Annotated in this window: 21 protein-coding genes; 9 read left to right on the forward strand and 12 right to left on the reverse strand. The window is 74.2% G+C overall.

The window, feature by feature from the left end; genetic code table 11:
• Positions 1 to 22 precede the first annotated feature (22 nt).
• The 4 genes from SM450_RS13720 to eccCa all read right to left on the reverse strand — a co-directional run bounded on the left by SM450_RS13720 (position 23) and on the right by eccCa (position 6,991).
• Entirely contained in the window at positions 23 to 748 is a 726-nt protein-coding gene (locus tag SM450_RS13720; protein WP_474620120.1) for a phosphatase PAP2 family protein, read from the reverse strand.
• A gap of 30 nt (positions 749 to 778) precedes the next feature.
• Entirely contained in the window at positions 779 to 1,570 is a 792-nt protein-coding gene (locus SM450_RS13725; RefSeq protein WP_474620121.1) for a phosphatase PAP2 family protein, read from the reverse strand.
• A gap of 52 nt (positions 1,571 to 1,622) precedes the next feature.
• Positions 1,623 to 2,945, reverse strand: a complete 1,323-nt coding sequence (gene mycP, locus SM450_RS13730) for a type VII secretion-associated serine protease mycosin (protein ID WP_474620122.1) — start codon at positions 2,943 to 2,945, stop codon at positions 1,623 to 1,625.
• Positions 2,946 to 3,034: 89 nt separating this feature from the next.
• Positions 3,035 to 6,991, reverse strand: coding sequence for a type VII secretion protein EccCa (eccCa, locus tag SM450_RS13735; protein ID WP_474620123.1), 3,957 nt, complete (start codon positions 6,989 to 6,991; stop codon positions 3,035 to 3,037).
• A 101-nt stretch (positions 6,992 to 7,092) separates the two neighbouring features.
• On the opposite strand from eccCa, the gene eccD reads away from it, so the two are divergent.
• Positions 7,093 to 8,478 (forward strand): type VII secretion integral membrane protein EccD, encoded by a 1,386-nt coding sequence (eccD, locus tag SM450_RS13740; RefSeq protein WP_474620124.1) that lies wholly within the window; start codon positions 7,093 to 7,095, stop codon positions 8,476 to 8,478.
• 54 nt (positions 8,479 to 8,532) lie between these two features.
• On the opposite strand, the gene SM450_RS13745 is transcribed toward eccD, so the two are convergent.
• Entirely contained in the window at positions 8,533 to 9,039 is a 507-nt protein-coding gene (locus SM450_RS13745) for an inorganic diphosphatase (protein WP_091070192.1), read from the reverse strand.
• A gap of 453 nt (positions 9,040 to 9,492) precedes the next feature.
• On the opposite strand from SM450_RS13745, the gene dacB reads away from it, so the two are divergent.
• From dacB to tilS, 3 genes are all read left to right on the forward strand, one after another.
• The gene (gene dacB, locus SM450_RS13750; protein WP_474620456.1) at positions 9,493 to 10,908 is read left to right on the forward strand and encodes a D-alanyl-D-alanine carboxypeptidase/D-alanyl-D-alanine endopeptidase; all 1,416 of its coding nucleotides are present in this window, start codon (positions 9,493 to 9,495) and stop codon (positions 10,906 to 10,908) included.
• A gap of 66 nt (positions 10,909 to 10,974) precedes the next feature.
• Positions 10,975 to 12,042, forward strand: a complete 1,068-nt coding sequence (locus tag SM450_RS13755) for a zinc-dependent metalloprotease (protein ID WP_474620125.1) — start codon at positions 10,975 to 10,977, stop codon at positions 12,040 to 12,042.
• Positions 12,020 to 13,063, forward strand: coding sequence for a tRNA lysidine(34) synthetase TilS (gene tilS / locus SM450_RS13760; protein WP_474620126.1), 1,044 nt, complete (start codon positions 12,020 to 12,022; stop codon positions 13,061 to 13,063). The genes SM450_RS13755 and tilS overlap by 23 nt, the downstream gene beginning before the upstream one ends.
• A 42-nt stretch (positions 13,064 to 13,105) precedes the next feature.
• Here tilS and SM450_RS13765 read toward each other — a convergent pair whose 3' ends face one another.
• Complete coding sequence (locus tag SM450_RS13765) at positions 13,106 to 14,092, reverse strand: GlxA family transcriptional regulator (protein ID WP_474620127.1); 987 nt, start codon at positions 14,090 to 14,092, stop codon at positions 13,106 to 13,108.
• A 150-nt stretch (positions 14,093 to 14,242) separates the two neighbouring features.
• Between SM450_RS13765 and SM450_RS13770 the strand changes: the two genes are divergently transcribed.
• The 4 genes from SM450_RS13770 (at position 14,243) to folE (ending at position 18,308) form a co-directional block, all read left to right on the forward strand.
• Positions 14,243 to 14,380, forward strand: coding sequence for a hypothetical protein (locus SM450_RS13770; RefSeq protein WP_474620128.1), 138 nt, complete (start codon positions 14,243 to 14,245; stop codon positions 14,378 to 14,380).
• Between the two features lie 99 nt (positions 14,381 to 14,479).
• Positions 14,480 to 15,055 (forward strand): hypoxanthine phosphoribosyltransferase, encoded by a 576-nt coding sequence (hpt, locus tag SM450_RS13775; RefSeq protein ID WP_474620129.1) that lies wholly within the window; start codon positions 14,480 to 14,482, stop codon positions 15,053 to 15,055.
• A 542-nt stretch (positions 15,056 to 15,597) separates the two neighbouring features.
• Complete coding sequence (ftsH, locus tag SM450_RS13780; protein ID WP_474620130.1) at positions 15,598 to 17,607, forward strand: ATP-dependent zinc metalloprotease FtsH; 2,010 nt, start codon at positions 15,598 to 15,600, stop codon at positions 17,605 to 17,607.
• Positions 17,604 to 18,308 (forward strand): GTP cyclohydrolase I FolE, encoded by a 705-nt coding sequence (gene folE, locus SM450_RS13785; protein ID WP_474620457.1) that lies wholly within the window; start codon positions 17,604 to 17,606, stop codon positions 18,306 to 18,308. The genes ftsH and folE overlap by 4 nt, the downstream gene beginning before the upstream one ends.
• Before the next feature lie 63 nt (positions 18,309 to 18,371).
• On the opposite strand, the gene SM450_RS13790 is transcribed toward folE, so the two are convergent.
• Positions 18,372 to 19,073 carry a hypothetical protein gene (locus tag SM450_RS13790; protein WP_474620131.1) on the reverse strand — a complete coding sequence of 234 codons (702 nt, stop codon included), beginning with the start codon at positions 19,071 to 19,073 and terminating at the stop codon, positions 18,372 to 18,374.
• Positions 19,073 to 21,598 carry an FtsK/SpoIIIE domain-containing protein gene (locus tag SM450_RS13795; protein ID WP_474620132.1) on the reverse strand — a complete coding sequence of 842 codons (2,526 nt, stop codon included), beginning with the start codon at positions 21,596 to 21,598 and terminating at the stop codon, positions 19,073 to 19,075. Before SM450_RS13795 ends, SM450_RS13790 begins: the two co-directional genes overlap by 1 nt.
• A 214-nt stretch (positions 21,599 to 21,812) precedes the next feature.
• Between SM450_RS13795 and SM450_RS13800 the strand changes: the two genes are divergently transcribed.
• Complete coding sequence (locus tag SM450_RS13800) at positions 21,813 to 22,376, forward strand: hypothetical protein (protein WP_474620458.1); 564 nt, start codon at positions 21,813 to 21,815, stop codon at positions 22,374 to 22,376.
• A gap of 7 nt (positions 22,377 to 22,383) precedes the next feature.
• Here SM450_RS13800 and SM450_RS13805 read toward each other — a convergent pair whose 3' ends face one another.
• The 4 genes from SM450_RS13805 to SM450_RS13820 are packed head-to-tail and all read right to left on the reverse strand — an operon-like array spanning position 22,384 to position 26,663.
• Positions 22,384 to 22,983: a hypothetical protein gene (locus SM450_RS13805; protein WP_474620133.1), complete on the reverse strand. Its 600-nt coding sequence runs from the start codon at positions 22,981 to 22,983 to the stop codon at positions 22,384 to 22,386.
• Between the two features lie 10 nt (positions 22,984 to 22,993).
• Complete coding sequence (locus SM450_RS13810; RefSeq protein WP_474620134.1) at positions 22,994 to 24,169, reverse strand: M23 family metallopeptidase; 1,176 nt, start codon at positions 24,167 to 24,169, stop codon at positions 22,994 to 22,996.
• Positions 24,166 to 24,726: a hypothetical protein gene (locus tag SM450_RS13815; RefSeq protein WP_474620135.1), complete on the reverse strand. Its 561-nt coding sequence runs from the start codon at positions 24,724 to 24,726 to the stop codon at positions 24,166 to 24,168. The genes SM450_RS13810 and SM450_RS13815 overlap by 4 nt, the downstream gene beginning before the upstream one ends.
• Positions 24,723 to 26,663: an MFS transporter gene (locus tag SM450_RS13820; protein WP_474620136.1), complete on the reverse strand. Its 1,941-nt coding sequence runs from the start codon at positions 26,661 to 26,663 to the stop codon at positions 24,723 to 24,725. Before SM450_RS13820 ends, SM450_RS13815 begins: the two co-directional genes overlap by 4 nt.

Genomic DNA, 26,663 nt, shown 5'->3' on the forward strand with positions numbered 1-26,663 from the left:
CTGAGGGCGGCCGGCGCGGCGGTCAGCCGCCCGCCGGGGCGCCCGCCGGCGTCACGTCGCCGCCCGGCCGGAGCGGCGACACCTTCGCGCGCCCCCAGGTGAGGGTGCGGTCGAGCACCGTCCGCGCCATGATCGCCACGCAGGCGCCGCCGTTGACGAACGAGGCGACCACGTCGCTGGGATGGTGCATGCCCCGGTACATCCGGGTGAGCGCCACGCCGACCGGCACCAGCACCAGCAGCGTCCACCAGGTGACCTTGGCCGGTGTGCTGCGCGCCCGCAGCGCCAGCAGCAGCGCGAGACCGACGTAGAGCGCGGTCGCCGCCGAGGTGTGCCCGGAGGGGAAGCTGGACGTCGGCGGGGAGGAGTCCATGTGCTCCACCGTCGGACGGTTCCGGTCGATGACCATGGTGGTGAAGAGGAAGATCAGCGCCTGCGCGGTCACCGCCGCGCAGAGGAAGATCGGCTCCCGCCAGCGGTGCAGCACCAACCGCAGCACAAGCGCGGCAAGCACGGTCACCACGACGATCATCTGGGTGCTGGCCACCGTGCTGAAGACAAGCGACACGTCGTTCCAGCCCGGGGTCCGGTCGCCGGCGAACTCCCGGTTGACCGCATCCTCCACGGTGAACGGCCAGGTGTGCGTGAGCACCCGGGTGATCAACAGGCCCAGCCCCACCATGACGGCGAAGAGCAGGGCCACCGGCAGCAGGACGCGCCGGGCGATCTGGACCGCGACATCTGACATGAGCCGCCCTTTACCCCGGCGGACCGCCGGTTACGCCCATCTATCCTCGGAGCCCGGTTCGACCACCTCGGGTTCCACCCCCTCCCGGAGCGGCCGGACCGGCCGGTGACCGTCGCCGGACCGCCAGGTGGTGAAACCGGCCGCGGTGGCGGCCACCACTGCCGCCCCGAGCACCCAGCCGCCCACCACGTCGCTTGTCCAGTGCACGCCAAGCGCGATCCGGCTCAACCCGGTGACCACCGTGAGCAGCGCCGCCGCCGTCCACACCGCGACCCGGCCGGCCCGGCTGCCGGCGAACGGCAGGAAGACCAGCAGCAGCACCCCGGCGGCCAACGCCGCGGTCAGCGCGTGCCCGGACGGGAAGGAGTAGCCGGCGGCCCGGGCCACCGGCTCCAGCAGATCCGGCCGGTCCCGGCCGACGAGCAGCTTGAGCAGCGCGCCGAGCAGGCCGCCGGCCACCATCGTGGTCACCACCCAGACCGCCAGCCGGCGCGCCCCGCGCCGCAGCAGCCACACCACCACCACCGCGGCGGCCACCCGCAGCGGGCCGGGCCCGAAGACGTGCGTCCACACGGTCATCGCCCGGACCCAGGCGGGATGGCCCACCGCATAGCCGTGGAACGTGTCGGTGACCGACGCGTCCAGCCGGAGCAGCGGCGGCCAGGCACCAAACACCAGCAGCGCGAGCAGGGCGAACGGCACCAGCACCAGGATCGCCGCGACGGCGGCCACGGTGAGCCGGAGGCCAAGCGACCGGTCGGGGTCGAGGCGGCGGCTCCGCCAGGACCGATCGCGGGTAAACGTCGAGCCGGTGCTGTTCATGCGATGTTCACTACCCCGCGCGGGGCGCGGTCAGACCGGTGATCGTCGCCGGTCAGCGGCGGGCCCGCCGGAACCGGCGCACCATCAACGCGGTGCCTGTGACAAGCGCGATGAACAGCGCCAACCCGGACCACAGCCGCTCCGGCGTGGAATGGTCGGCCTGCCCCGCCGGACGGGCCGACCACCCGGTCGGTTGCGAGCGGCCGAACGGGTCGCCGCCCTGCCCCGCCGCCGCGGCCCGGGTGTCCGGGTCCGCACCCGGCGCGGGCCCGAAGCCCACCACGCCCGGGGAGTCGTTGTCGTCGAGCGGGTTGTGCCCCACCGCCGCCACGTCGGCGGTGAGCGCCGCCACCGGGTCGACCATGCCGTAGCCGAACCTGTCGTCCCGGCCGGTCGGGCCGAGATCCCGGGCGGTCCTGATCAGCCGATTGACCACGTCGCCCGCCGACATCCGCGGATAGCGCGCGCGGACCAGGGCGGCCGTGGCGGCGACGAGCGGCGCGGCGAAGCTCGTCCCCTGCACCCGCCAGTAACCGCCCCGCGAGCGGGCGCCGTAGAGAGCGGTGGCCGGGGCGCTGAGAATGGTCTCGCGACCGGTGATCGCGCCGGACCAGAGGTTCTCGCTGTTGCGATCCAGGCCGGTGACCGCCAGCACGCCCGGCTCACGGGCCGGATACCAGACCTTCGAGGTGGTCGAGGTCGCCAGATTGCCGGTGCACGCCACCACCACCACGTCCCGGGCGAAGGCGTAGTCGAGCGCGGCGGCCAGGGCCGGGCTGTCCCCGCCACCGCCCAACGACAGGTTGACCACCCGGGCGCCGTTGTCGACCGCCCAGCGCACCGCCTTCGCGATGATCAGAGCGTCGTCGTACCGGTTCTCGGCGTCCAGGACCCGGATCGGGAGGATCTTCGCGTCCGGCGCCAGCCCCACCACGCCGCGGTCGTCGTCGGCCCGCCCGGCGATCAACCCGGCCACCGTGGTGCCGTGCCCGACCGGGTCCGGCTCGTCCGTGCCGCCCGGCGTGACCATGTCGAGGCCGGGCAGCACCTGGCCGGCCAGGTCCGGGTGGGACGCGTCCACCCCCGAGTCGATCACCGCGACCACCACGCCGCGCCCGGTCGACGTCTTCCACGCGGTCTTCGCCCGCAACTCCGCCAACTGCCACTGCTCGTCGCGGACCTGGTCGGCGCGGAACACGAGCTGCGGAGCCACCCAGGAGAGCGGCCGGGTGGAGACGGACGCGGCCGGCGCGGCGTACCCCGGCGGAGCCAGCGGACCGGCGGTGACGGCCAGCGCCGCCGCGCCGGCGAGCAGCGCCCGCCCGGCGAGACGCCGGGGCGGCACGCCGGAAGGTCCCTGCCGGTCCCTGGTCACATTCCCCCAGCCATTTCGTCGCTTCCGAAACATGCTGCTCGGAGATTACCGGTTGTCCCGTCCGTCACGGGGCACTTCCGCGCGTCCGGTCACCCGGGCGGGAGATGAGCCAACTGCACCAGACGTACGCCCTCACGGCGGGTGACCAGACGGGCCCGGCCCGGCGGCAGCGGGCCGGCCTTCACCTGCCCGACGAGCGGGCCCTCCTCCGGGCCGCCGGACATCACCAGCCCCGCAGTGGACAACTCCCGCAGCCGCTGGACGATCGGCTCGTACGCGGTCCGGCCGGCCCCGCCGGAACGCCGCGCCAGCACCAGGTGCAGCCCGACGTCCCGGGCGTGCGGCAGGTGCTCCTCCAACGCGCGCAACGGGTTCGTCGGCCCGCCGGCCACCAGGTCGTAGTCGTCGACGAGCACGAACAACTCCGGCCCGGTCCACCACGACCGGCCGCGCAGCTCGGCCGGGGTCACCTCGGGCCCCGGCTGCCGCCCCTGGAGATAGCCGGCCGCCGACTCGATCAGCTCGGTGGTGTGCGGGGCGGCGGTGCCGTACCCGATCAGGTGCGCCGTCTCGATCGCCCCCATCAGGCTGCGCCGGTAGTCGACCAGGATCACCCGGGCCTGCTCCGGGCCGAACCGGCAGACGATCGAGGTGGCAAGCGCGCGCAGGAACGAGGACTTGCCGCACTCGGCGTCGCCGAAGACCACGAAGTTCGGCTCGGTGGCGAAGTCGAGCACCACCGGGGCCAGGTCCGCCTCGGCCACCCCGATCGGGAAGGCCAGGCCGGTGGTCGCGGTCTGGTCCAGCTCGGCGTACGGCAGCACCGGCGGGAGCAGCCGCACCCGGGGCGCGGCCGGGCCGGTCCACGCCTGCGCGACGGACGTGACCAGGTCCCCGGTCTCGGCGCCCAGGGCGGCCACCCGGGGCTGCGCGGTGAGGAAGTGCAGCCCGCCGGCGGTGATCCCGCGCCCCGGCCGCTCCTCCGGCACGGTCGCCGCCAGCGCGCGCTTCACCACCACCGAGTCGGCCGGGTCGCCGAGGCGCAGCTCCAGCCGGGACCCGAACAGGTCCCGGATCGCCGGCCGGAAGTCCGACCAGCGCAGCGCGCTTGCCACCACGTGCACCCCGTACGCCAGGCCCCGGGTGGCCAGCTCGGTGACCAGCGGCTCCAGGTCCTCGTACTCGCCGCGCAGCGTGTTCCAGCCGTCCACGACCAGGAACACGTCCCCGAACGGGTCGGCGCCGGCCGGCCCGCCCGCAGGCATCGCGGCCCGCCGCCGGCGCCACGCCGCCATCGACTCCACCCCCGCCTCGGTGAACCGCCGCTCCCGCTCGGCGAGCAGCCCGGCGACCTCCCCGACGGTGCGGCGGACCGCGGTGCCGTCGGTCCGTCCGCTGACGCCGCCGACGTGCGGCAGGTCGCGCAGCGCGCCGAGCGTCCCGCCGCCGAAGTCGAGGCAGTAGATCTGCGCCTCGGTCGGGGTGTGGGTGAGAGCCAGCGCGCAGATGAGCGTGCGCAGCAGCGCCGACCGGCCGCTGCGGGTGGTGCCGACCACCGCGACGTGCCCGGCCGCGCCGTCCAGGGCCAACCAGAACAGGTCCCGCCGTTGCTCGAACGGCTTGTCCACCACGGCCACCGGCACCTGCAACGCGCCGTGCAGCTCGGGATTGGCCACGGTCAGCCCGCGGGCCGGATCGACGCCGACCGGGCCGAGCAACTCGTCGAGCGTGGGTGAGTCGTCGAGCGGGGGAAGCCACACCTGGTGGGCCGGCGGACCCTGCCCGGCCAGCCGGTCCACGAGCAGGTCGAGCAGCGTCTCCCCGCTCTCCTCCTCGGCCGTCAGGGCGGCCGGCGCGACCGGCTCGGGCACCGGCGCCAGGTGGGTGGAGAACGCGAGCACCCGTGCCTCGCCGAGCCCGGCGCCGCCCGCCGGGCCGGTGCGCCGGCGGACCGCCCCGGAGACGTACGCGGCCTTGAACCGGACCAGCGGGTCGGTGCCGGAGCGCAGGTAGCCGTGCCCGGGCGTGCGGGGCAGCTCGTGCGCGTCCGGCACGCCGAGCACCGTCCGGGACTCCAGCGCGGAGAACGTGCGCAAGCCGATCCGGTACGACAGGTGGGTGTCCAGCCCGCGCAGCCGCCCCTCCTCCAGCCGCTGGCTGGCCAGCAGCAGGTGTACGCCGAGCGACCGGCCCAGCCGGCCGATCTGCACGAACAGGTCGATGAAGTCGGGCTTGGCGGAGAGCAGCTCGGAGAACTCGTCGCAGATCAGCAGCAGCGACGGCAGCGGGGCCAGCGGGCTGCCCGCCGCGCGCGCCCGCTCGTAGTCGCGCACGCTCGCGAAGTTGCCGGCCCGGCGCAGCAGCTCCTGGCGGCGCATCAGCTCCCCGTTGATCGCGTCGACCATGCGGTCGACCAGGGGCAGCGCGTCGGCCAGATTGGTGATCACGGCGGCGGTGTGCGGCAGCCGCTCGAACGGCGCGAAGGTGGCGCCGCCCTTGAAGTCGACGAGCACGAAGTTGAGCTGCTCCGAGCCGTGCGTGGCGGCCAGGCCGAGCACGAGCGTGCGGAGCAGCTCCGACTTGCCCGATCCGGTGGCGCCGATAAGCAGCCCGTGCGGGCCCATGCCGTCGAGCGCCGACTCCTTCAGGTCGAGGTCGATCGCCCCGCCGTCCGCGCCCACCCCGACCGGCACCCGCAGCCGGTCGCGGGCGGCACGGGGCGCCCAGCCCTGCTCGGCGGTGAAGCCCTCCGGGTCGCCGAGGCCGAGCAGCTCCGGCAGGCCCGGCTCGGCGCCGGGGGACGCGGCCGGTCCGCGGGCCATGCCGGCCAGCCGCAGCGGGGCGAGCCGCCGGGCCACCGCCTCGGCGTCCGCCGGCGCCAGCGCGTCCGCGGCGCCCACCTCGGCGTGCCCCTCCGCGGAGTGCGAGTGCAGCCGGCCGTCGACCAGGTCGAGGAGCAGGGCGTACCGGTCGAGCAGCCGGGGCGGCGGGGTGTCCAGGTCGAGCACCGTGACCGCGTCGATGCCGCCGTCGCCGGCCAGGTCGGCGGCTCCGGTCAGGTCACCGCCGTCGAGCACCACCACCACGTGCGGCCCGTCGGTGGCCGGACCGTGCGGGCTGAACCGGGACCGGCTGCCGAGCACGTCGTCGAAGAGCCGTTCCAGGTCGGCGGCGGCGCTTGTGACCAGGCGCACCGGGCCGAGCGCGTCGGTGCGCGTCGGGTGGTGGGCGTGCGGCAGCCACTTCACCCACTCCCAGCGGCTGCGGCGTTCCGGCCCGGCGCAGACCGCGATCAGCAGCTCGTCCGGGGCGTGGAAGACGGCGAGCTGGGTGAGCACCGCCCGGGCCAGCGCCTGCGCGGCCGGCGAGCCGGCGCCGCGTACGTCGCCGGCCGGGCCGCGCACGAAGACCCGGGCGAAGCTGCGCAGCGACAGCGCCACCGGCAGGTCCGGCACCACCGAGTACGCGTCCAGGAAGCGCCGCAACGCCCCGGCGGTCATCGGCTCCAGCTCCTCAAGCGGGCGGGTGACCGGCGGGACCAGTGGGGTGGCGAGCGTCTGCGGCCCGACACCCACCCGGACCACGGCGAAGTCCGGGTCGCCCGGCCGGCGCTCCCACACCCGGTGGCTGTCCACGGTGGACCAGAGTCGCCCCGGCTCCGGATGGCGGTAGGAGAGCCCGGCCCGCTGGGCGCCGGCGGTCTCCCGGACCCGGCGACGCAGCGTGGCGAGGTGGCGCAGGTATTCCCGGCGGGCGCCCATCAGCTCGGACTTCTTCGGGCCGGCGCTGCCCCAGGTGGTGACGAGCATCGCCAGCGAGGAGAGCCCGAACATCCCGCCCACCACGTACGAGTAGGCGCCGCCGCCGCGGCCGAACATCATCGCCATGGCCACCGTCCCGCCGAGCATCGGCAGCACCAGCAGCGCCTGCTGCCAGCGCCCGCCGGTGGCGGTGGGAATCTCCGGCGGCGCCTCGACGGGCAGCTCGCCGGCCGGGATCTCCGGGGCCGGTCGGCGCGGTGGCCGCTTGATGACGACAGTGGACACGGAGCCTCCCATGGCTCTCGGTAACCCGAGCCTGGCTCATAGTAGGTAAAGTCCTCTCGTCCGTCAGCCCACCGAAACGGCCCGATGATGGAGATGCGTCGATGACAAGCGGGCTCGCCCGGGTCACGATCAGCGCGCCCCGGCGGCGGGTCGACGTGGCCCTGCCGGAGCAGGTTCCCCTGGCCGAGCTGCTGCCCGAGGTGCTCCGGCACGCCGGGGAGGGCCTCGCCGACGACGGCGAACGGCACGGTGGGTGGGTGCTCCGGCGCACCGACGGCGCGGTGCTTGCCACCGCCCAGGCGCTGCTGCCGCAGGGTGTCCGCGACGGCGAGGTGCTGCACCTCGTGCCCGCCCGGGCGGAATGGCCCGAGCTGGAGTACGACGACGTGGTCGAGGCGATCGTCGACGGGTCCCGCCGCCGGGGGGCCGCCTGGTCGGCCGGCGCGACCCGGGCCGCCACGCTTGCCGGCGCCGGTGTGCCGCTCGCCGTCGGGCTGGTCGCCGTGCTGTCGGCCGGTCCCGGGGAACGCGGCGGCTGGCCGGTCGCCGCCACGGTCGCCCTGATCCTGGTGCTCGCCGCCACCGCCGCCTCCCGGGCGTACGGTGACGGCCCGGCCGGCGCCACCCTCGGCGGATACGCGCTGCCCTGGGCGGCGGCGGCCGGCGCCCTGGCGGTCGGCTCGGGCGATCCGGTCGGCCCGGTCCCCGGCCTGCGCTGGCTCGGCGCCCCCGAACTGCTCGTCGGCTCCGTCGCGCTGCTGCTGGTGTCGGTGCTCGGCCTGCTCGGTGTGGCCCACCGGTCCCGGGTCCCGGTGGCCGGCGTGACAGTCGGCGCGGGCGGCGCGGCGAGCGCCCTCGGTGCGTTGCCGCTCGACCCGGCCGGCACCGCGGCCGTGCTGCTCGGCATCCTGGTCTTCGCGCTGGGCGGGCTGCCGCTGCTGGCCATCCGGGTGGGCAAGCTGCCGCTGCCGCCGCTCACCCTGCCCACCCCCGCCGGCACCCGGGACCTGCCCGACCGGGGGCGGGTGCACGCGGCCGTGGCCCGGGCCGAGGAGGCGCTGACCGGGATGCTGCTCGGGCACGCGGTGCTCGCCGTGGGCGCCGCCGTCGTGCTCGTCGCCACCGGTGGGACCGCCGGGCGGCTGCTTGTCGCCGTCGCCTGCGGGGTGCTGCTGCTGCGTTCCCGGCTCTTCGTGGCGGTGCGGCACCGGGTGCCGGCCGTCACCGCCGGGCTGGCCGGCTACGCCCTGCTCGGCGTGGTGCTCGCGGAACGGGCCGGGCCGGGCGGGCGGCTCGCGTTGACCGCCGGCGGGCTGGCCCTGGCGCTGGCGGCGGTCACGGCCGGCGTGACGTACGCCCGGCGGCCGGTCTCGCCGTACCTCGGGCGGTTGGCCGACCTGACCGACACCGCGCTCGTGGTCGCGGTGGTCCCGGTGGCCTGCGCGGTGCTCGACCTCTACGACCGGGCCCGCGGCCTGCTCGCCTGAACACGGCGGGGCCCGGGTCGCCGATGCGACCCGGGCCCCGGGGAAGTCTCGCCGTCAGTGCAGCGTCTCGCCGCGCTCCGCGGCCTCCTTGGCACGCCGGTAGGAGTTGACGATCTCCGCCTCCGCCTCGACCCGACCCACCCAGGTCGCGCCCTCGACCGACTTGCCCGGCTCCAGGTCCTTGTAGACCTCGAAGAAGTGCTGGATCTCCAGCCGGTCGAACTCGCCCAGGTGGTGGATGTCCCGCAGGTGCTCCTGGCGCGGGTCCTCGTAGGGAACGCAGAGGACCTTGTCGTCGCCGCCCTTCTCGTCGGTCATCCGGAACATGCCGATGGTGCGGCAGCGGATCAGGCAGCCCGGGAAGGTGGGCTCGGGCACCAGCACCAGCGCGTCCAGCGGGTCGCCGTCCTCGCCCAGGGTGCCCTCGATGAAGCCGTAGTCGGCGGGGTACTGGGTGGAGGTGAAGAGGGTGCGGTCCAGCCGGATCCGGCCGGTCGCGTGGTCCACCTCGTACTTGTTGCGGTGACCCTTGGGGATCTCAACCGTGACGTCGAAATCCATCTTCCACGCTCCCTCGTTGCCCACGCTGGCTGACGGAAACCACCGGCTCGCCGCCCGCACGGGAGGAACGCCCCCGCCGGCTCCGGCCGCCGCATAGTGTTCGGACCGAAGTAGTGTCACCCAAGGTGATTTCGAGTGGGGGAGGAGGGGGCCGTGGGGAGGGAAGATTCACACTACCGCCCCGAGGGGGTTGACGGGCGACGGTCCGTCGGATCCGATTCCGGTCCTCCCGGGGCCGCCGGGCGGGTGTCAGTCCCGGGCGCCAACCAGGCCCACCGGGCGGCGCCGCCCACCGGCTCGGCCCGGGTCGGCCGCCCGGACGACCGGACGGCGTCCGGCAACTGGCCCGCCCCGATTCCGGTGAGCCCGCCGGTCCCGCCGGTCGGTGTCGCCCCGCCGCCATACTCCCCACCGCCCGCCGTCCGGCCGCGCCGCCGGGCCCGACTGGTCGCCGTGCTCGTCGGCGTGCTGGTCCTAGCCCTCGCGGTGGGCGGGGTGGCGGTGCTCCGTCCCGGCCCGGTAGCCGGCTGGCTGGGCGGTGCGGCCACGCCGTCAGGAGTGGCCGCCGCGCCGCCCGAGCCCGACCCGCCGGCCGTGCTGGCCGGCCCGGACGGCAACGCCCCGCTGCCCACCGAGGCCGGCCTCCGGGCCGCGCTGAATCCACTTGTACGCGCCGCCGCGCTCGGCGACCGGGTGAACGTGTCGGTGGCGGACGTGAGCACCGGTCAGGCGCTCTACGGCAGTGGGCCGGACACGCCTACCGTGCCCGCCTCGGTGACCAAGCTGGCCACCGCCGTCGCGGTGCTCGCCGCGCGCGGTCCGGCGTACCGGATCCCCACCCGGGCGGTGGCCGGCGCGAATCCGGGCGAGGTGATCCTGGTCGGCGGCGGCGACCCCACCCTCGCGGTGGACCGGAAGAACGCCTTCTACCCGGGCGCGGCCCGCCTGGACGACCTGGCCGCCCAGGTACGCGACGCGCTCGGCGGCACCGCCCCGACCAAGGTGATCGTCGACTCGTCGCTGTTCAGCGGCCCGGTCTTCGAGCCCGGCTGGGACGCCGACATCCCCACCGGCGGGTTCGGCGCGGCGATCACCGCGCTGATGACCGACGGCGCGCGGAAGGACCCGGCGCAGGCGCGGCGTACCGCCGAGGAGACCAACCACGCCGCCGAGCGGGTGCCCCAGCCGGATCTGACCGCCGGCCGGCAGTTCGCGAAGCTGCTCGGGCTCACCGGGAGCGCGGCCCAGGTGACCCGGGGGACCGCTCCGGCCGCCGGCGGGTCGGGCACGGCACCCGGCGCCGAGCTGGGCAAGGTCGAGTCGTTGCCGGTGATCCGCCTGGTCGACATCATGATCAGCGACAGCGACAACGTGATCGCCGAGGTGATGGCCCGCCAGATCGCGCTGGCCAAGGGCAAGCCCGGGTCCTTCGCCGGCGGCGCGGCGGCCACCGACGAGGTGCTCGGCGAGCTGGGGCTGCCCGCCGACGAGATCAGCCTGGCCGACGGCAGCGGGCTGTCCCGCACCAACCGGATCAGCCCGTCGCTGCTCACCGACCTGATCACGCTCGCCGGCAACGGGAGCCACCCCGAGCTGGCCGCGATCTTCGGCGGTCTGCCGGTCGGCGGTTGGTCCGGCACGCTCGACGACCGCTACCGGGCGGCCACCACCAAGGCCGGCGCTGGCGTGGTACGCGCCAAGACCGGCACGCTGACCGGGGTGAACGCCATCGCCGGGACGGTGACCACCGCCGACGGCCGGCTGCTCACGTTCGCCGTGCTCACCGACCGGACCCAGGGCTCGCTCGACGACACCCGGCAGGCGCTCGACCGGATCACCTCCGCGCTTGCCGGCTGCGGCTGTCGGTGACCGACCGCCGTCGATCGGCCGGCGCGAGCCGGGGTGGGGGTGTTCCGGCGCGGGTACGGTGGGTTCATGGCGCAGTTCGTGGACTGGGATCTGGCCGCCGCTACCGCGGGGGCGCTGAGCAAGTCGGGCCCCCGGGTGTCGTACGCCGAGGCCACCGATGTCGTCGGTGACCTGCGCCGACTGACCGAGGAGGCCGCCGGGCACGTCGCCGACTACACCGGCCTGCGGGCCCAGGTGGCCCACCCGCCGGTGCGCGTGGTCGACCGCCGGGACTGGGCGGCGGCGAACATCGCCGGGTTGCGGGAGGTCGTCAGCCCGCTTGTCGAGCGGCTCTCCGGGGACAAGCGGCCTGGCGCGTTCACCGAGGCGATCGGCTCCCGGCTCACCGGCGTGCAGGCCGGCACCATCCTGGCCTACCTCTCCGGCCGGGTGCTCGGCCAGTACGAGGTCTTCGCCGGTGACCCCGGGCAACTGCTGCTCGTGGCCCCGAACATCGTCGAGGTCGAGCGGAAGCTCGGCGCCGACCCGCGTGACTTCCGGCTGTGGGTGTGCCTGCACGAGGTGACCCACCGCACCCAGTTCACCGCCGTGCCGTGGATGCGCGCCTATTTCCTCGGCGAGGTGCAGGCGTTCGTGGACGCCTCGCAGGGCGGCGAGCACCTGCTGGAGCGCCTGCGCCGCGGCGTGGCCACGCTCTCCGACGCGGTCCGGGAGCCGGACAGCCGGGCCAGCGTCCTCGACATCGTGCAGACACCGGCGCAGCGCGCCGTGCTGGACCGGCTGACTGCGCTGATGACCCTGCTGGAGGGGCACGCGGAGTTCGTGATGGACGGCGTCGGCCCGGAGGTCATTCCCAGCGTCGAGTCGATCCGGTCGGCGTTCAACCGCCGCCGGGAGTCCGGCAACCCGCTGGAGAAGGCGATCCGCCGGCTGCTCGGCATCGAGGTCAAGATGCGGCAGTACGCCGAGGGCCGCAAGTTCGTGCACGGCGTGGTCGACCGGGTCGGCATGACCGGCTTCAACAAGATCTTCTCCTCCCCGCTCACCCTGCCCCGGCTCGACGAGCTGGGCGACCCGGACGCCTGGGTGTCCCGGGTGCACGGGCCGGCCGGTGCCACCCCGACCGCCGGCTGAACCGGCCGCGCCGCACGCCCGGGCACCGTCTGCGCCCGCGCCGGCGGTCGCCGCCGTCCGGCTCGCCGTACGCCGGCTGCTGACCGGCCTGCCCGGGCCCGGGCCGGTGCTCGTGGCCTGCTCCGGCGGGGCCGACTCGCTGGCGCTCGCCGCGGCCACCGCCTTCGTGGCGCCCCGGCTCGGCCGCCCGGCCGGCCTGGTGACCGTCGACCACGGCCTGCAACCCGGCTCGGCCGAGCGCGCCGACGCGGTCGCCGGCTGGGCCCGCGCGGCCGGGCTCGACCCCGTCGACGTGATCCCGGTACGGGTGACCGGGCGACCCGGCGGCCCCGAGGCGGCTGCCCGGCAGGCCCGCTACGAGGCGCTTGTCGCGGCGGCCCGGCGGCACGGGGCGGCCGGCGTGCTGCTCGGGCACACCCGCGACGACCAGGCGGAAACCGTGCTGCTGGCGTTGGCCCGGGGCGCCGGGCCGCGCGGGTTGTCCGGGATGCCGGAGCGGCGCGAGTGGGACGGGGTGCCGCTGCTGCGCCCGCTGCTCGACGTCGCCCGGTCCGACACCCGGGCGGCCTGTACGGCGCTCAGCCTGGCGGCGTGGGCCGACCCGCACAACGCCGATCCCGCGTACGCCCGCGCCCGGGTGCGGGCCGAGGCGCTGCCGGCGCTCGTCGACGCGCTCGGGCCGGCGGTGGTGGCGAACCTGGCCCGGACCGCACGCCTGCTCGCGGCCGACACCGCCGCGCTCGACGCGCTCGCCGTCGACGCGCTCGCCGACGTCCGGGCCGACGGTGGCGGGCTCTCGGTCGACGGGCTGGCCGCGTTGCCGGCGGCGGTCCGCACCCGGGTGTTGCACGCCTGGGCGCGGGAGTTGGGTGCCGCGCCGGCAGCCCTGTCCCACCGGCACGTGGCCGCGCTCGACGCCCTGGTGACCGACTGGCGGGGGCAGGGGCCGGCGCACCTGCCCGGCGGCCTGCCCGTGCGCCGCCACACCGGCCGCCTGGTGCAAGGCGGGGGCCCCGCTTAACGCCTCCGGTATAGGCGGGGGCCCCGCTTAACAGCGGGCCGGTCAGGCGTCGGCGCGTTCGCGGAAGGTGGTCCGGTAGGCGTGCGGCGTGGTGCCGACCCGCCTGGTGAAGTGGTGCCGCAGCGTCGCCGCGTCGCCGAAGCCGGCCTGGTCGGCGACGCTCTCCACGCTGAGCCGGGTGTCCTCAAGCAGCCGTCGCGCCAGCAGCACCCGCTGGTTGGTCAGCCAGTCGTGCGGCGTGGTGCCGGTTTCGGCGCGGAACCGGCGGGCGAAGGTGCGTGGCGCCATGCCGGCCCGGGCGGCCAACTCGTCCACTGTCACGCCGTGGTGCAGGTGACCCATCAGCCATTCCAGCACCGGTTCGAGGGTGGGCGCCTCCGGCGCCTTCGGGATCGGCGCCTCGACGTACTGGGACTGGCCGCCGTCCCGGTGCGGCGGGACCACCATCCGCCGGGCCAGCCGGGTGGCCACGGCGGAGCCGTGCTCCTGGCGGACCAGGTGCAGGCAGGCGTCGATCCCGGCGGCGGTGCCGGCGCTTGTCAGCAGTCGGCCGTCCTGCACGTAGAGCGAGTTGCAGCGGACCTGGGCCCGGGGGTTGCGGCGCTGCAACTCGTCGCCGTAGAGCCAGTGGGTGGTGCACTCACGGTCGTCGAGCAGGCCGGCCGCGCCGAGCACGAACGCGCCCGAGCAGACGCTCATCACGTACGCCCCGCGCTCGGCGGCCCGCCGCAGTGCCGCCAGCACGTCGGACGGGATCGCGGCCAGGTCCTCGTCGCCGGGCACCGTGACGCCACTGAAGTGCGCGGGCACCGCGACGAGGTCGGCCTCCTCGAGCGGCGCCAGGTCGGCGTGCGGCTGGAGATGGAAGCCGGAGGAGGTGCGCACCGCCCGGCCGCCTGGCGTGCAGACCTGGAACCGGTAGCGGGGGAAGCCGTCGTCGGTGCGGTCGGTGCCGAACACCTCGGCGAACACGCCGAGCTCGAACGTGGCGACCTGGTCCATCGCGAGGACGGCAACTGAGCGGAGCATGTGACGAGGGTAACCCGGGTGATGGCAGGAAATCGATGGTGGCGGGCATTCCTGCCACTGTCCGCAGCGGACGGCGGGCCGCAGACTTGGTGGTGTCCGGTGCGCACCGGCGGCGAAAACACTCTCCACCAAGCGAAAGCGAGCGCCGCCGTGACCGTTCTGCTGCTTCTCCTCTTCCTGTTCCTACTCCTCGGCGCCAGCGCCCTCGGGCTCACCGCCGACACGCGCGACTCGGCCGACTGGAAGCCGACCGACGACGGGCGGCGCTGGCGCTCCCGCGTCTGCTGAGGTGATTTGTTCCGTTAGTGCCATAGATCCTCGGCGGGACCGCGCCGAAAGGTGCGGCCCCGCCGACGGAGGCCATCCGGCGTACGGCAGGCTAGGAGCATGGCTGACGGCTCCTGGTACGACGCCGACATCGACCACGTGATCATCTCCGAGGCGCAGATCCGCGAGAAGACGGCGGAGCTGGCCAAGCAGGTCTCGGCGGACTACGCCCACGTCGAGGACGGTCTCCTGCTCGTCTGCGTGCTCAAGGGCGCGGTCATGTTCATGGCCGACTTCGCCCGCGCGCTGGGCCGCCAGGGCCCGCCCGCGGAGCTGGAGTTCATGGCCGTCTCGTCGTACGGCCAGGGCACCACCTCGTCCGGGGTGGTGCGCATCCTCAAGGACCTGGACCGGGACATCGCCGGCCGGCACGTGGTGGTCGTCGAGGACATCGTCGACTCCGGCCTGACCCTCTCCTGGCTGCTCCGCTACCTGGAGTCGCGCTCCGCGGCAAGCGTCGAGGTGGTCGCCCTGTTCCGCAAGCCGGACGCGGTGAAGGTGCAGGTCCCGGTGAGATACGTCGGCTTCGACATCCCGACCGAGTTCGTCGTCGGCTACGGCCTCGACTTCGGCGAGCGCTACCGCGAGCTGCCATACGTCGGGGTGCTCAAGCCCGAGGTCTACGCGCGGGCCTGAGCGCCCGGCCGGCCGTTCGTCAGCGGACGTTCAGCGGGCTCTCAGTCTTTCGGTCTACGGTAGGGCCGGTGACGTGGAGGCACCCTCCACGCCCGACCCCTCAGGCCGCGTGACCGTGCGGCAGGTGCGGATCGGGTGGGGAGCTCCCCGGCCACGCCGGCTCAAACCCCGGTTCGCCGTACGCGTAATTGTGTCGGTCTCGCGAGCTCACTCCTCGCGCGCACTGGGCTCGAATTGTGCGCGACTGCGGGGCTCGCGAGCTCACTCCTCGCGCGCACTGGGCTCGAATTGTGCGCGACTGCGGGGCTCGCAAGCTCACTCCTCGCGCGCACTGGGCTCGAATTGTGCGCGACTGCGGGGCTCGCAAGCTCACTCCTCGCGCGCACGGTGTACCGTCGAATGACCGTGGTGCGGCAGTTCGCGTGCCCCGGGGGTCGGGCCGGCCCGCACGGCGGCCCCGGCCGCCGCCGAGGCGGCGACACCATTCAGACGGTCAGGACGTCGATCAGGAGGATGCGGGCGCCTCGGTGCCCGACGACAGCATGGAACGTACGCGTTTCTTCCGCCGACCGGTGGTCTGGATCATCCTGGTCATCCTCGGCGCCGTTGTGCTCAGTCAACTGTTCACCGCTGGTCCCAGCTACCACCGGGTGGACACATCCGTTGCGCTCAACCAGCTCAATTCCGGTGGCATCGACAAGGTCGTCTTCCAGGACAAGGAGCAGACGCTCCAGCTCGACCTGAAGGACAAGGCCAAGTTCGGCGACACCACCACCGACAAGATCGAGGCGCAGTTCCCGTACGAGGTCGGCGGCCAGGTCTGGAACCAGGTCCGCGAAGCCGAGGCGGCGGACCGGATCACCGGTGCGGTCGACACCAAGGTGTCGTCGGACAGCATCTGGGTCAGCCTGCTTGTCAACCTTCTCCCCATCGCGCTGCTCGTGCTCCTGCTGCTGTTCTTCATGTCGCAGATGCAGGGCGGCGGCTCGCGGGTGCTCAACTTCGGCAAGTCCAAGGCGAAGATGATCACCAAGGACACGCCGAAGACCACCTTCGCGGACGTGGCCGGCGCGGAGGAGGCCGTCGAGGAACTGCACGAGATCAAGGACTTCCTGCAGAACCCGGCGAAATACCAGGCCCTGGGCGCCAAGATCCCGAAGGGCGTGCTGCTCTTCGGCCCGCCCGGCACCGGCAAGACGCTGCTGGCCCGCGCGGTCGCCGGCGAGGCCGGGGTGCCGTTCTACTCCATCTCCGGCTCCGACTTCGTCGAGATGTTCGTCGGTGTCGGCGCCAGCCGGGTCCGTGACCTGTTCGAGCAGGCCAAGTCGAACGCGCCGGCGATCGTCTTCGTCGACGAGATCGACGCCGTCGGCCGGCACCGCGGCGCCGGCATGGGCGGCGGTCACGACGAGCGGGAGCAGACCCTCAACCAGCTCCTGGTCGAGATGGACGGCTTCGACACCAAGGGCGGCGTCATCCTGATCGCCGCCACCAACCGGCCGGACATCCTCGACCCGGCGCTGCTGCGCCCGGGCCGGTTCGACAGGCAGATCCCGGTCGACGCCCCCGACATGGAGGGCCGCAAGGCCATCCTCCGGGTGCACGCCAAGGGCAAGCCGTTCACGCCCGACGTCGACCTCGACGCGGTCGCCCGGCGCACCCCGGGCTTCAGCGGCGCCGACCTGGCCAACGTGATCAACGAGTCCGCGCTGCTCACCGCGCGTAAGGAGCAGCGGGCGATCAGCAACGACTCGCTCGAAGAGTCGATCGACCGGGTGATCGCCGGGCCGCAGCGCCGGACCCGGGTGATGAGCGACCAGGAGAAGAAGATCACCGCGTACCACGAGGGTGGGCACGCGCTCGTCGCCTGGGCGCTGCCGCACGCCGCGCCGGTGCACAAGGTGACCATCCTGTCCCGGGGCCGGTCGCTTGGGCACACCCTGGTCCTCCCGACCGAGGACAAGTACACCCAGACCCGGGCCGAGATGATCGACACTCTGGCGTACGCGCTTGGTGGCCGGGCGGCCGAGGAACTGGTGTTCCACGAGCCGACCACCGGCGCCGGCAACGACATCGAGAAGGCCACCCAACTGGCCCGCGCGATGATCACGCAGTACGGCATGAGCTCCAAGCTCGGTGCGATCAAGTACGGCACCAGCGGCGACGAGCCGTTCCTCGGCCGCAACATGGGCCACGAGCGGGACTACTCCGACTCGGTGGCCGCCGAGATCGACGGCGAGATGCGCGCGCTCATCGAACTGGCCCACGACGAGGCCTGGGAGATCCTGGTGGAATACCGGGACGTGCTGGACAACATGGTCCTGGAGTTGATGGAGAAGGAAACCCTCTCCACCGCCGACATGGCCCGGATCTGCGCCCGGGTGGTCAAGCGCCCGCCGATGGCCCCCTACCACGGCTTCGGCAAGCGCCTGCCCTCCACCGAGCCACCGGTGCTCACCCCGGCCGAGAAGGACGCGCTGGCGACGCAGGCCCGCGCCGACGCTGCCGCCTCGATCGGTGGTTCCAGCAACAACTCGGACGGTACGCACTGAGCACCGACCCGACGGCCGGCTCCCTTGACCGGGAGCCGGCCGTTTCCGCGACCGAGCCCGACGAGGACGACGCGCTCGACCACGTCGCCGCGCGCCTCATCAGCGGCCGGCTGACAGGTGGCCCGGTGGAGAACAGCGTCGACCTCACCCGGATCGAGAAGGCGGTCCGGGAGATCCTCATCGCGGTCGGCGAGAACCCGGACCGCGACGGCCTCCGGGAGACGCCCGCCCGGGTCGCCCGCGCCTACGCCGAACTCTTCGCCGGCCTGCGGGTCGACCCGGCGCAGGTGCTCCGCACCACCTTCGAGGCCAACCACGAGGAACTCGTGCTCGTCCGGGACATCGACGTGATGAGCCTCTGCGAGCACCACCTGCTGCCGTTCCGGGGCAGCGCGCACATCGGCTACATCCCCGGGCCGGACGGCCGGATCACCGGCCTGTCCAAGCTGGCCCGGCTGGTCGAGGTGTTCGCCCGCCGGCCGCAGGTGCAGGAACGGCTCACCTCCCAGATCGCCGACCTGCTGATGTCCAGCCTCAACCCACGCGGCGTCATCGTGGTGCTCGAATGTGAGCACATGTGCATGGCCATGCGGGGCATCCAGAAATCCGGTGCCAAGACCATCACCTCGGCCGTCCGCGGCGGCCTCCAGCACGACGCCAAGTCGCGGGCCGAGGCGATGGCGCTGATCATGCACCGCTGACCCGGCTCCCCGACGGCCGCGTACCCCCGCCCGGGAGGCGCGGCCGTCGCCGTCGCCGGACGGTCAGCCGGGCAACATGGCCAGCAGCAGCCCGGCGGCGGCCAGCACCGCCGGGACCAGGCAGACCAGGGCGCCGAACCGGGGCGTCCGGTCCACCCGATCCGTCGGGCGGGGGCGGAAGATCCGCCCCACCGCGAGCCAGCCCACCATGAACGCGACCGCCGGCAGCGGCAGCCCCACCAGCAGCGCCACCACGATCACCGGCCCGGGGCCGACGAGCGCATAGAGAGCGAGCTGAAGCAGCGGCACCACGACCGCCGCCGGCCCGTAAACCAGCAGGTTGCGCGGACGGGCCGGCCACCGGGCCAGCCGGGGCAGGCCACGCGCCGCCAAGGCGTCGTCCGCCGCATCCGCCCAGCCGCCGGCCGAGCGCAACGCCGCCAGCACCGCCGACGGCCCACCCGCCATCGACCGGGCCGCCTCGGTCACCTCAGGCGGCGTCGGAACCAGCGAAAGCGGCGGTACGCCCAGCTCACGCAGCCGGGACTGCTGCGACGCCAGCCGCTCGCGTACCGTGGTCAGCTCCTCGCGGGCCGCCGCCACCGACCGGGCCTGCTCCCCGGCGGCGGTCGCCGCCGCCCGGCGTACCCCGTCGAGCTGCCGCGCGGCTGCCACGTATTCCGCCCACGCCGACTCGGCGGGGTCCACCGTCACGGTCGGATCACCCACCCGCGGCCCGGGCACCGCCGTCCCCGTCTCGCTCATCAGGTGCCGTCCTCCGCGCCGAAGGGCACGAAGACCGTGCCCTGCTCCGCCGGGCCGTCCCAGAGCACCGCGCGACCGGGGCGGGGTTGCCACCACACCGGCCGGTCGAAGAGCCGTTCCAGCCGGCCACCCGGCACGTCGGTGACCGCCACGGCGGTGAGCTTGTCCACCTCGCCCGCCGGACCGAGCAGCCCGGCCAACGGGCCCGGCGTGCGCCACCAGCCGAGCAGATGCCGACCGGCCGGTGGCCCCTCCAACAGCAGCGACCGCAGCAACTCCGGCGGCACCTCGGCGGCGTCCGGCACGTCCAAGCCGAACACCACCAGGTAGCCCGGCTCGTCCGACTCGACGGCCACCCGCAGCCCGGCGGCGTCTACCGTCTCCACCCGATGCCGCCCGGCCAGCTCGGCGGCGAGCACACCGGCCGGCTCGGCCGACCCGTTCGCAAGCGGCGCCAGCACGAACCGCCCGGCGTCCGGGTGCGCCGCCGCCGCGCTACGGACCGCTGTGACAAGCAGCCGCTCGGCCTCCTCGTCCCGGCCCAGCACGGCCAGGTTGCGCCCGGCGGCCGGCCCCAGCGGCACCGCCACCGTGCTGCGCCGGACGTCCACCGCCCGACCCAGCAACGCCGCCGGCGCGTGGGCCCGACCGGCAAGCGCCGCCCGGTGTCGCGGATCGTTGGCGAGCAGCGGGCGGGCGTAACCGGCGAACACCACAGGCGGGACGGCGTCCTCCGGGCGGGCCGACCACAGCCGCCGCCGCAGGTCGGTGAGGACCGCCGGATCGCCGTACGGGTCCGGGAAACGGATCATCCGCTCGTGGCCCCGGGTCGCGCCCCGCGGGCCGCCCAGCCCACCGGCCGTGTTGACCACCGCGCTGCCCACCGGCAGGCCGGCCGCCGAGTCGTTGGCCGGCTCCAGCACCGCCGAGCCGCCGGGAAGCGCCACCCGCACCGGAAACTGGCCGAGCAGCGGATCCCGCGGGCCGCCGATGCCCAGGTCACCCTCGCCGGCCAGAACCAGGTGGATCCCGTACGAACGGGCGGCGCGCGCAAACGCGTCCAGCCGGGCCAGCAGATCGGTGGCGAGCCGGTCCCGGTCCCGCAGCACAAGCGGGAAGTTGTCGACCACGCAGACGATCCGGGGCAGCGACTGGTGCCCGCGCAGCTCGGCGAAGCGCTGCCCGCCGGCCCGCCGGGACGCTTCCTCCCGGCGGCGCAGCTCCGCCTCCAACTCGCCGAACAGGTCCGCGACGTACTCCCGGTCGGCGGCCATCCCGGCGGCGCGGACCTGCGGCACCCAGGACCGGTCCCGCTCGGTCTGGAGGAACTCCACGAAGGACTCGCCATCACCCAGGTCGGCCAGGTAGAGCGCCAGCTCGTCCGGGCCGTACCGGGCGGCCAGCCCGAACAGCGTATCGGTGAGGAACGCCGACCGGCCGGCCTGCGACCGGCCACTCACCAGCCAGTGCGGGGTCAGCTCGGTGAAGCCGAGACTCACCGGCCGCCCGGCCGCGTCGCCGACCGTGGTGCTCAGCCCGTCGACCGAGTCGATCGCCCACAACCCGTCCGCCGGCAGCAGATCGGCAAGGGTCAGCCGGGAACCGTCCTCGATCTGGCGGGCCAGCCGCCGGCACACCTCGGCGACCAGCTCCGGTGGCGGACCGTCGTCCAGGAACACAGGTGAGTTCAACCCGCCCGGCGAGCCGGCGCCCGGGCTGCTGAACCCGACCTGCGGCGGGTCACCGACAAGCGCGTACGCGGTGCGCACCGTGAGCGGGGTGGCCCGGGGCATCGGGCTGCCGGCCGGCCAACCGGCGGCCACCAGGTGCAGCCCGGCCCGCGGCCCCCGCTCCGCCAGATCGGCGAGCCGGTCCAGGTCGGCCGGACCCGCGCCGGCGGGCCACGCGGCGACCACAAGCAGCAGCGTACGGTCGTGGCCGCGTTGCCTGGCGCTCCCGGCGGCCACCCACTGCTCCGCCTCGGCCAGCACCGCCCGCAGCCCGGCCAGGTCGGTGGCGGGCGGTGGCAGCAGGCCGGCGTCGGCGAGCGCCGCGAACCCGCCGAACGTGTCGCCCGGACCGCCGTCGACCACCCGGGCCAGCAGTTCACCCGCCGGCGTCGCCGCGAAGAGGCGCAGCAGCAGCGCCCGGAGCAGCCCGGCCACCCGCGGATCCGACGCGTCCGCGTCGACGCTCAGGTGGCCGCTGCCCAGCAGGGGCACAAGCGCGGGAAAGCGGACGTCGTCAAGTGGCGCGGCGGCACCGACCCGGACGCAGGGAGGCGGGCCGTCGCCGGGCGGCGTGGTCGACGCCAGCGCCTCCAGCGGCGCGCCGGCCCACCCGGGCGCCACCCGCTCGGCCGCCGATCGCAGGCGCTCGGCCAACTCGTCCTGACGGTGGTGATCGGCGGGCGCGGGCCGGATCTCGTCGAGGATGCCCGCCGCCGCGGTCGCTGCGGCCTCGGCCCGGCGGTGCAGCGCGGCGGCCCGACCGGCACGCGCCTTCGGAGTCGCCACCGCGTCCACCTCTCTTCCCGAGGCCGACATCTTCCCCCCGAGCTGTGACGGTAACCCAGCCGGCAGCCCTCCACCGGGATGTCGGTCGGCGCGGTGAGCTGCCCGCCGGTGACCAGCCTCACCCGATCGCCGGGCGGCGTCCGCCCGGCGGTTCGCCACGATCCGCCAGTTCTGAGGCATTGGGTACGCGGCGCGCAGCCGATAGCCTCAGGGGGTGGAATCAGTGCAGCCCCCCGCCGGTTCCCAGGTCTCCCGCGTACCGGCGCAGCGGACCCCGCCGGAGCAGTTGGCGCCCCCCGCGCCCGCTCCGAGTCCGGTGCGGCCGAAGCGCCCGTTGCGTACGGTGCTCACGATCATCGCCGGGGTGTTGGCGTTGCTCTGCACGGGCGGAGCGCTTGTCGGTTTCGTGCTGTACGACCGGGCGACCGCCCCGGACCGCAGCGCCCCGGACGTGGTGGTGGCGAACTACGTCCAGGCATATCTCATCGACCGTAATGACACCAAAGCCCGGGAGTTCGCCTGCGGGAACGACGGTGGCCTCGCCGACATGCGTGCATTGCGGGCGGAGCTGGAGCAACGCGAGGCCAACTTCAATGTGGTGATCAAAGTGAGCTGGGCGCCTCTGATCCGAGCTAAGGATGGACAAGGCGAGTCGGTAACCACGACGCTTGCCATCTCAAGTTCACAAGACGGTCAGCCACGGAGCAGCCGTCGTGAAGCTTGGCGGTTCGGATTGGTAGACGCCAAGGACGGTTGGCGTATCTGCGAGGCGAGCAAGATTAGCTAGGCGGCGCCTACTCCAGCCAGAGGAGATGAACGGGCACCTCAAGGGTGGTGGGTGCCTGGCCGCGCCAGGCCCACCGGTACCACTCCACCTCGGGTGCGACCCGGACGCAGATGTCGCCGTCCGCGCCGGAGTAGGTCTCGGTGACCGCGCGTAGGTCGCGTCGCTCCACGCCGCCGTCCACGTGCACCACCCGCCGCCCGGTCACGGCGTCGGCCTCGAAGACCGGAGTGGGCGGCCGACGGGCCGGCGCGTCGAGCGAGACCAGCCGGAGGCCCGATCCGGTCGATGCCGGTATCGTCCGCCGTTCGCCGATCGTCTCCACCCAGACCCGTTCCACCGGCACCAGCGGCGCGAACACCTCCACCTGCTCGGACTCGGCCCGGTACCACTCGTGCTCCGGGATGACCGGCACGTAGGTACGGCTGCCCTGCACCACCCGCTCGTCGGCCCGCAGGTCACCGCGCCAGCCGAGCCCGGGGAGGCCGACAAGCACGCGGCGACCGCGTAACTCGGCGCCGCCGGTGGCGGGCACGACGTCTACCGGACGGGGCGGCAGCGGGGCCCAGTCGGGGCGGTCCGCGAAGGGGTCCGGCAGCGGGTTGCTCACGGGCGGGACCTCACTTGGTCTCGCCCAGGGGCGCGCCCCGTTCGCGCATGAACGGCACCGGGTTCTCGGCGCCGCCGCTGGACCGGTCGCTGTCGTGGTGCACCTCGAAGTGCAGGTGCGGGCCGGAGGAGTTGCCGCTGGTGCCGGAGAGCCCGATCACCTCGCCCGCCGCGACCTCCTGGCCCGGGCGTACCTTGGGGCGTTCGATCATGTGGCAGTAGCGGGTGATGAACCCCTCGGCGTGCAGGATGTCGACGAACCAGCCGCAGCCGCCCTTGTCCGGCCAGCCGTCCCGGTCACAGTCCCGTCTGCCGGAGTGGTCGGGGTCGCAACGGGCGACGAGCACCCGGCCCGCCGAGGCGGCGTGGATCGGGGTCCGCTTGCCCGCGGCCAGGTCCACGCCGTCGTGGCTCGGGCGGGCCTCGGTCCGGAAGCCGGAAACCACGCCGCCGGGCAGCGGCGCGGTCCAGCCGGAGGCGGCGATCCGGGCCCCGGCGGCGGCGTCGCAGACGGCCCTACCGGCGATCTCCACGGTCCGGGCCGCCCCGCCGGCGAGCGCGTCGACGATCTGCCCGGCCAGCGCCTCGTGCTTGGCGTAGGCGTCGGGGAACGCGCTGACCTGGACCCGCTGCGCCACCGCGGTCAGCGGCCGCTGCTCCCAATCCGGCACCTTCGCCATCTTCTGGTAGAACTTGCGGGCCGCGTACGAGGGCGTCATCCGCTCCTCGACGCTGCCCCAGCCGGGCCGCTGCTGGAACAGGCCCAGTGAGTCGTGATCGGCGCCGACGCCCTCGTGCGGCAGGGCCAGCGACGCCGACACCCTGCTGTTGGCGAGGTTGCGCAGCGCCGACTCCTGCATCGCGGTGGCCAGCGCGATCACCCAGCCCCGGGCGGGCAGTTTCATGTCCTGTCCGACCTTGATGATGACGGCGGCGTTGCGCAGCTGGCTCTCGCCGTACTTGGCGAAGCGTGGCATGTCGCCGGTCAGGTTGACCTGGTAGTCGGGGTCGCAGGACAGGCTGGCGAGCTTCGGGTCCTCCCGGTCGCCGCCCAGTTCGGTGAGGAAGAACGCGCCCGCGCCACCGACGCAGCAGAGCAGGGTGAGGACGGCGGTGACCGCGGTGGCCAGCACGCCGACCCGCAGCTTGCGGCGAACCCGCGCGGCGGCGGCCGGCCCGGCGGTCACGGGCGCTCCCAATCGACCGCGTCCACCAGCCACGGGCCGTCCGGGGCGACCAGCTCAAGCCGGAGCGTGCCGTTGTCCAGCGGGATCAACGCCTCGACGAAGGACTCGGTGCGTGGCCGCAGCGTCGGCGGGCCGGTGGTCCGCCGCGCCGGCACGGTCTCCGGGTCGGCGCCTGTCATCTTCTCCTCGAGCGCGGGGGAGGAGAGCGGACGCAGCCGGGCCTGCCAGGCGTCCCCGGTGCTGCCGGGGCCGGTCAGCCACGCGGTGGCGAACCGCGCGGCGACCTGTTCCGGCGGGGCCTCGCCCGGGCGCGTCCGCGGGGCGACCGCGGCCGGCGGGCTGGACAGCATCCCGTCCTCACCTGCCTCCGGATCCGCCGTGCTGATCGGCTGGGTGGGGCGGACGGCCACGCCGCCGCCCGGGTCGGCGGGGCCGGAGACCAGCCGGGCCGCGCCGATCACCCCGAAGACCAGGACGGCGATCACCAGCGCCACGCCGAGCCGGGACCGGAGGACCCGGGTGAAGAGGAATTCCACCGCCCGCCGCACCGGTCTCACCTCGCCTCGGTGCGGATCCGCGGCGCCGGTCGGGCCGGCGCGCCACCACGGTCCGCCGAGTCCGGCCGGTAGACGGCGTAGGAGGGCGCCTCCTCGGGCACATCCGGCTCGGTCCAGGTCGACGGCGCGCGGCGCGGTCGGGGCGCGGTGGTGGGGCGCCCGCCCCGGCGCTCGGTGGCAGGCGCCTCGTCCGGCCGCTCCCGCCCGTCCGGCCGTTCCCGCTCCACCGTGGGGACGGCGTGCGCCGGATCCTCGTGCCGGGCCTCCGGCCGGAGGCTGCGCTGGTCGGCCACGACGCCGCGACGCCGGCCGAGCGTCGGCTCGTTGGTGCCACCGGGCTCGGCCACGTCCAACCGGGCGGCGATCCGCATGTCCCGGAAGAACCTGCGGTGCCACGAACCGGCCGAGCTGACCGCCTCGCTGCTGTCCTTGCCGCCGAGCTGGGTGATCCGCCGGTACGGCCGCAGCAGCAGCCAGCCCACCACCCCGCAGAGCCATACCAGGACCACCTGGAGCCAGCCGGGCAGTGTGGCCGTATTCATGATCAGGTCGACCGCGAAGAGGTAGATCGCCGCACCGGTGCCGAAGATGGCGATGTTGAACACGGCGGCCACCACGGCGTTCGCCAGCCGGCGGAGTCCGGCGCTGGCCGGACGCATCAGGCCGACCGTGCCGAGGATCGGCGCGGCGATCACCGCCCACCGGAAGATCAGGAAACCGAGCAGCACCAGCACCGACGCGGTCAGGTCGAACATGGCGAAGAGCAGCGAGGCGAGGACCGCGATGAAGCCGGCGCCGATCCGGTCCATGTCCTTGGTGCCCTGGAGGTATTCGTACGCCTCCGGGTCCTCCGACTTGATCTGCTCGGCGACCCGGGCCCACTGCTGCTGCTTGGCCTTGATCACGACATCGCGTGTGGCCGGATTGGCGCGAATCGACTCCGCTTCGTCCCAGGTCAGCGACTTGGCATCGTAGAGGGCCAGGCCGTACTTCTTGGCCGTCTCGCTGTCCGCCGAGCCGAGGATGCCGCGCAGCCAGTTGCGGTAGAGCATGGTTTCGGTGGCGGTGTCGCTGGCCCGTACGGCGGGTGGTCGATGGTCCTTGCATGCTTCGGGGTTGGGGTCGTCGCACTGGCCAGGGGGAGTGTCCTTGGTGGAGGGGCCGACCGCGTCGTGCACCACGCCGAGCGTGGTGATCAGTGTGTTGTCGGCGATGTTCGCGGACTTCACCGGCCAGGCGGCAAGCGCGGTCACCGCCACCATCACCAGGATCGCCCAGCCGGCCGTGGTCATCGCGTTGCTCATGTCCGACTGGCGGGAGCGCCAGAGCAGGTAGAGGCCGACCACGCAGATGGTGATGATGCCGAAGACGCTGAACACCTTCTGGTAGACGGCCTTGGTGGCCTGCTCCACAAGCGGGTCCGCCCAACGCCACATGGTCCGCGGGTCCCACGCGCGCTCCCGCAACGCGTTCGACGCGCCGATCACCGCGTTGGCGAACATGAACTCGCCGTTCGCCACCATGGTGGTGAAGCGGTAGTCGGGGTGGAGCACGGAGGAGGCGCAGCCGCCGTCCACGTCGTACGTGGTGTAGCTGTAGCCGGCGTATCCGTAGTCGCTGTAGAGGCCCTTCGGGCCGGGCTGCTTGGCCGAGTCGGGCCGGGATGCGAACCAGCCGGCCAGGCCGGAGTCCGGCGCGCCCGGCACCGGCGCGTTACGGCACTCGACCTGGTCCTCGCTCACCGCCTTGAGCTTCCCGACGCAGGCGCGGAAGTCGGTCTGCCACTCCTTGGTGCTGCACAACTCGGCCCGCGCCTGGCTGGTCGGGCCGGCGGCGTATGCGGGTGTGGCCCCGACCAGCGGCCAGGAGATCGTGGCCCCGGCGAGTACGCCGAGGGCGATGAGGAGCGCCGCGATCCGTGCCCGGGCCCTCGCCAT

This window comes from Micromonospora marincola, assembly GCF_056150385.1.

Excerpts from the sequence above, each read along its gene's own strand:
- SM450_RS13720 (WP_474620120.1), bottom strand. The coding sequence starts at position 748 with ATGTCAGATGTCGCGGTCCAGATCGCCCGGCGCGTCCTGCTGCCGGTG.
- SM450_RS13725 (WP_474620121.1), bottom strand. The coding sequence starts at position 1,570 with ATGAACAGCACCGGCTCGACGTTTACCCGCGATCGGTCCTGGCGGAGC.
- eccD (WP_474620124.1), top strand. The coding sequence starts at position 7,093 with ATGACAAGCGGGCTCGCCCGGGTCACGATCAGCGCGCCCCGGCGGCGG.
- SM450_RS13745 (WP_091070192.1), bottom strand. The coding sequence starts at position 9,039 with ATGGATTTCGACGTCACGGTTGAGATCCCCAAGGGTCACCGCAACAAG.
- SM450_RS13755 (WP_474620125.1), top strand. The coding sequence starts at position 10,975 with ATGGCGCAGTTCGTGGACTGGGATCTGGCCGCCGCTACCGCGGGGGCG.
- SM450_RS13765 (WP_474620127.1), bottom strand. The coding sequence starts at position 14,092 with ATGCTCCGCTCAGTTGCCGTCCTCGCGATGGACCAGGTCGCCACGTTC.
- hpt (WP_474620129.1), top strand. The coding sequence starts at position 14,480 with ATGGCTGACGGCTCCTGGTACGACGCCGACATCGACCACGTGATCATC.
- ftsH (WP_474620130.1), top strand. The coding sequence starts at position 15,598 with ATGGAACGTACGCGTTTCTTCCGCCGACCGGTGGTCTGGATCATCCTG.
- SM450_RS13790 (WP_474620131.1), bottom strand. The coding sequence starts at position 19,073 with ATGAGCGAGACGGGGACGGCGGTGCCCGGGCCGCGGGTGGGTGATCCG.
- SM450_RS13820 (WP_474620136.1), bottom strand. The coding sequence starts at position 26,663 with ATGGCGAGGGCCCGGGCACGGATCGCGGCGCTCCTCATCGCCCTCGGC.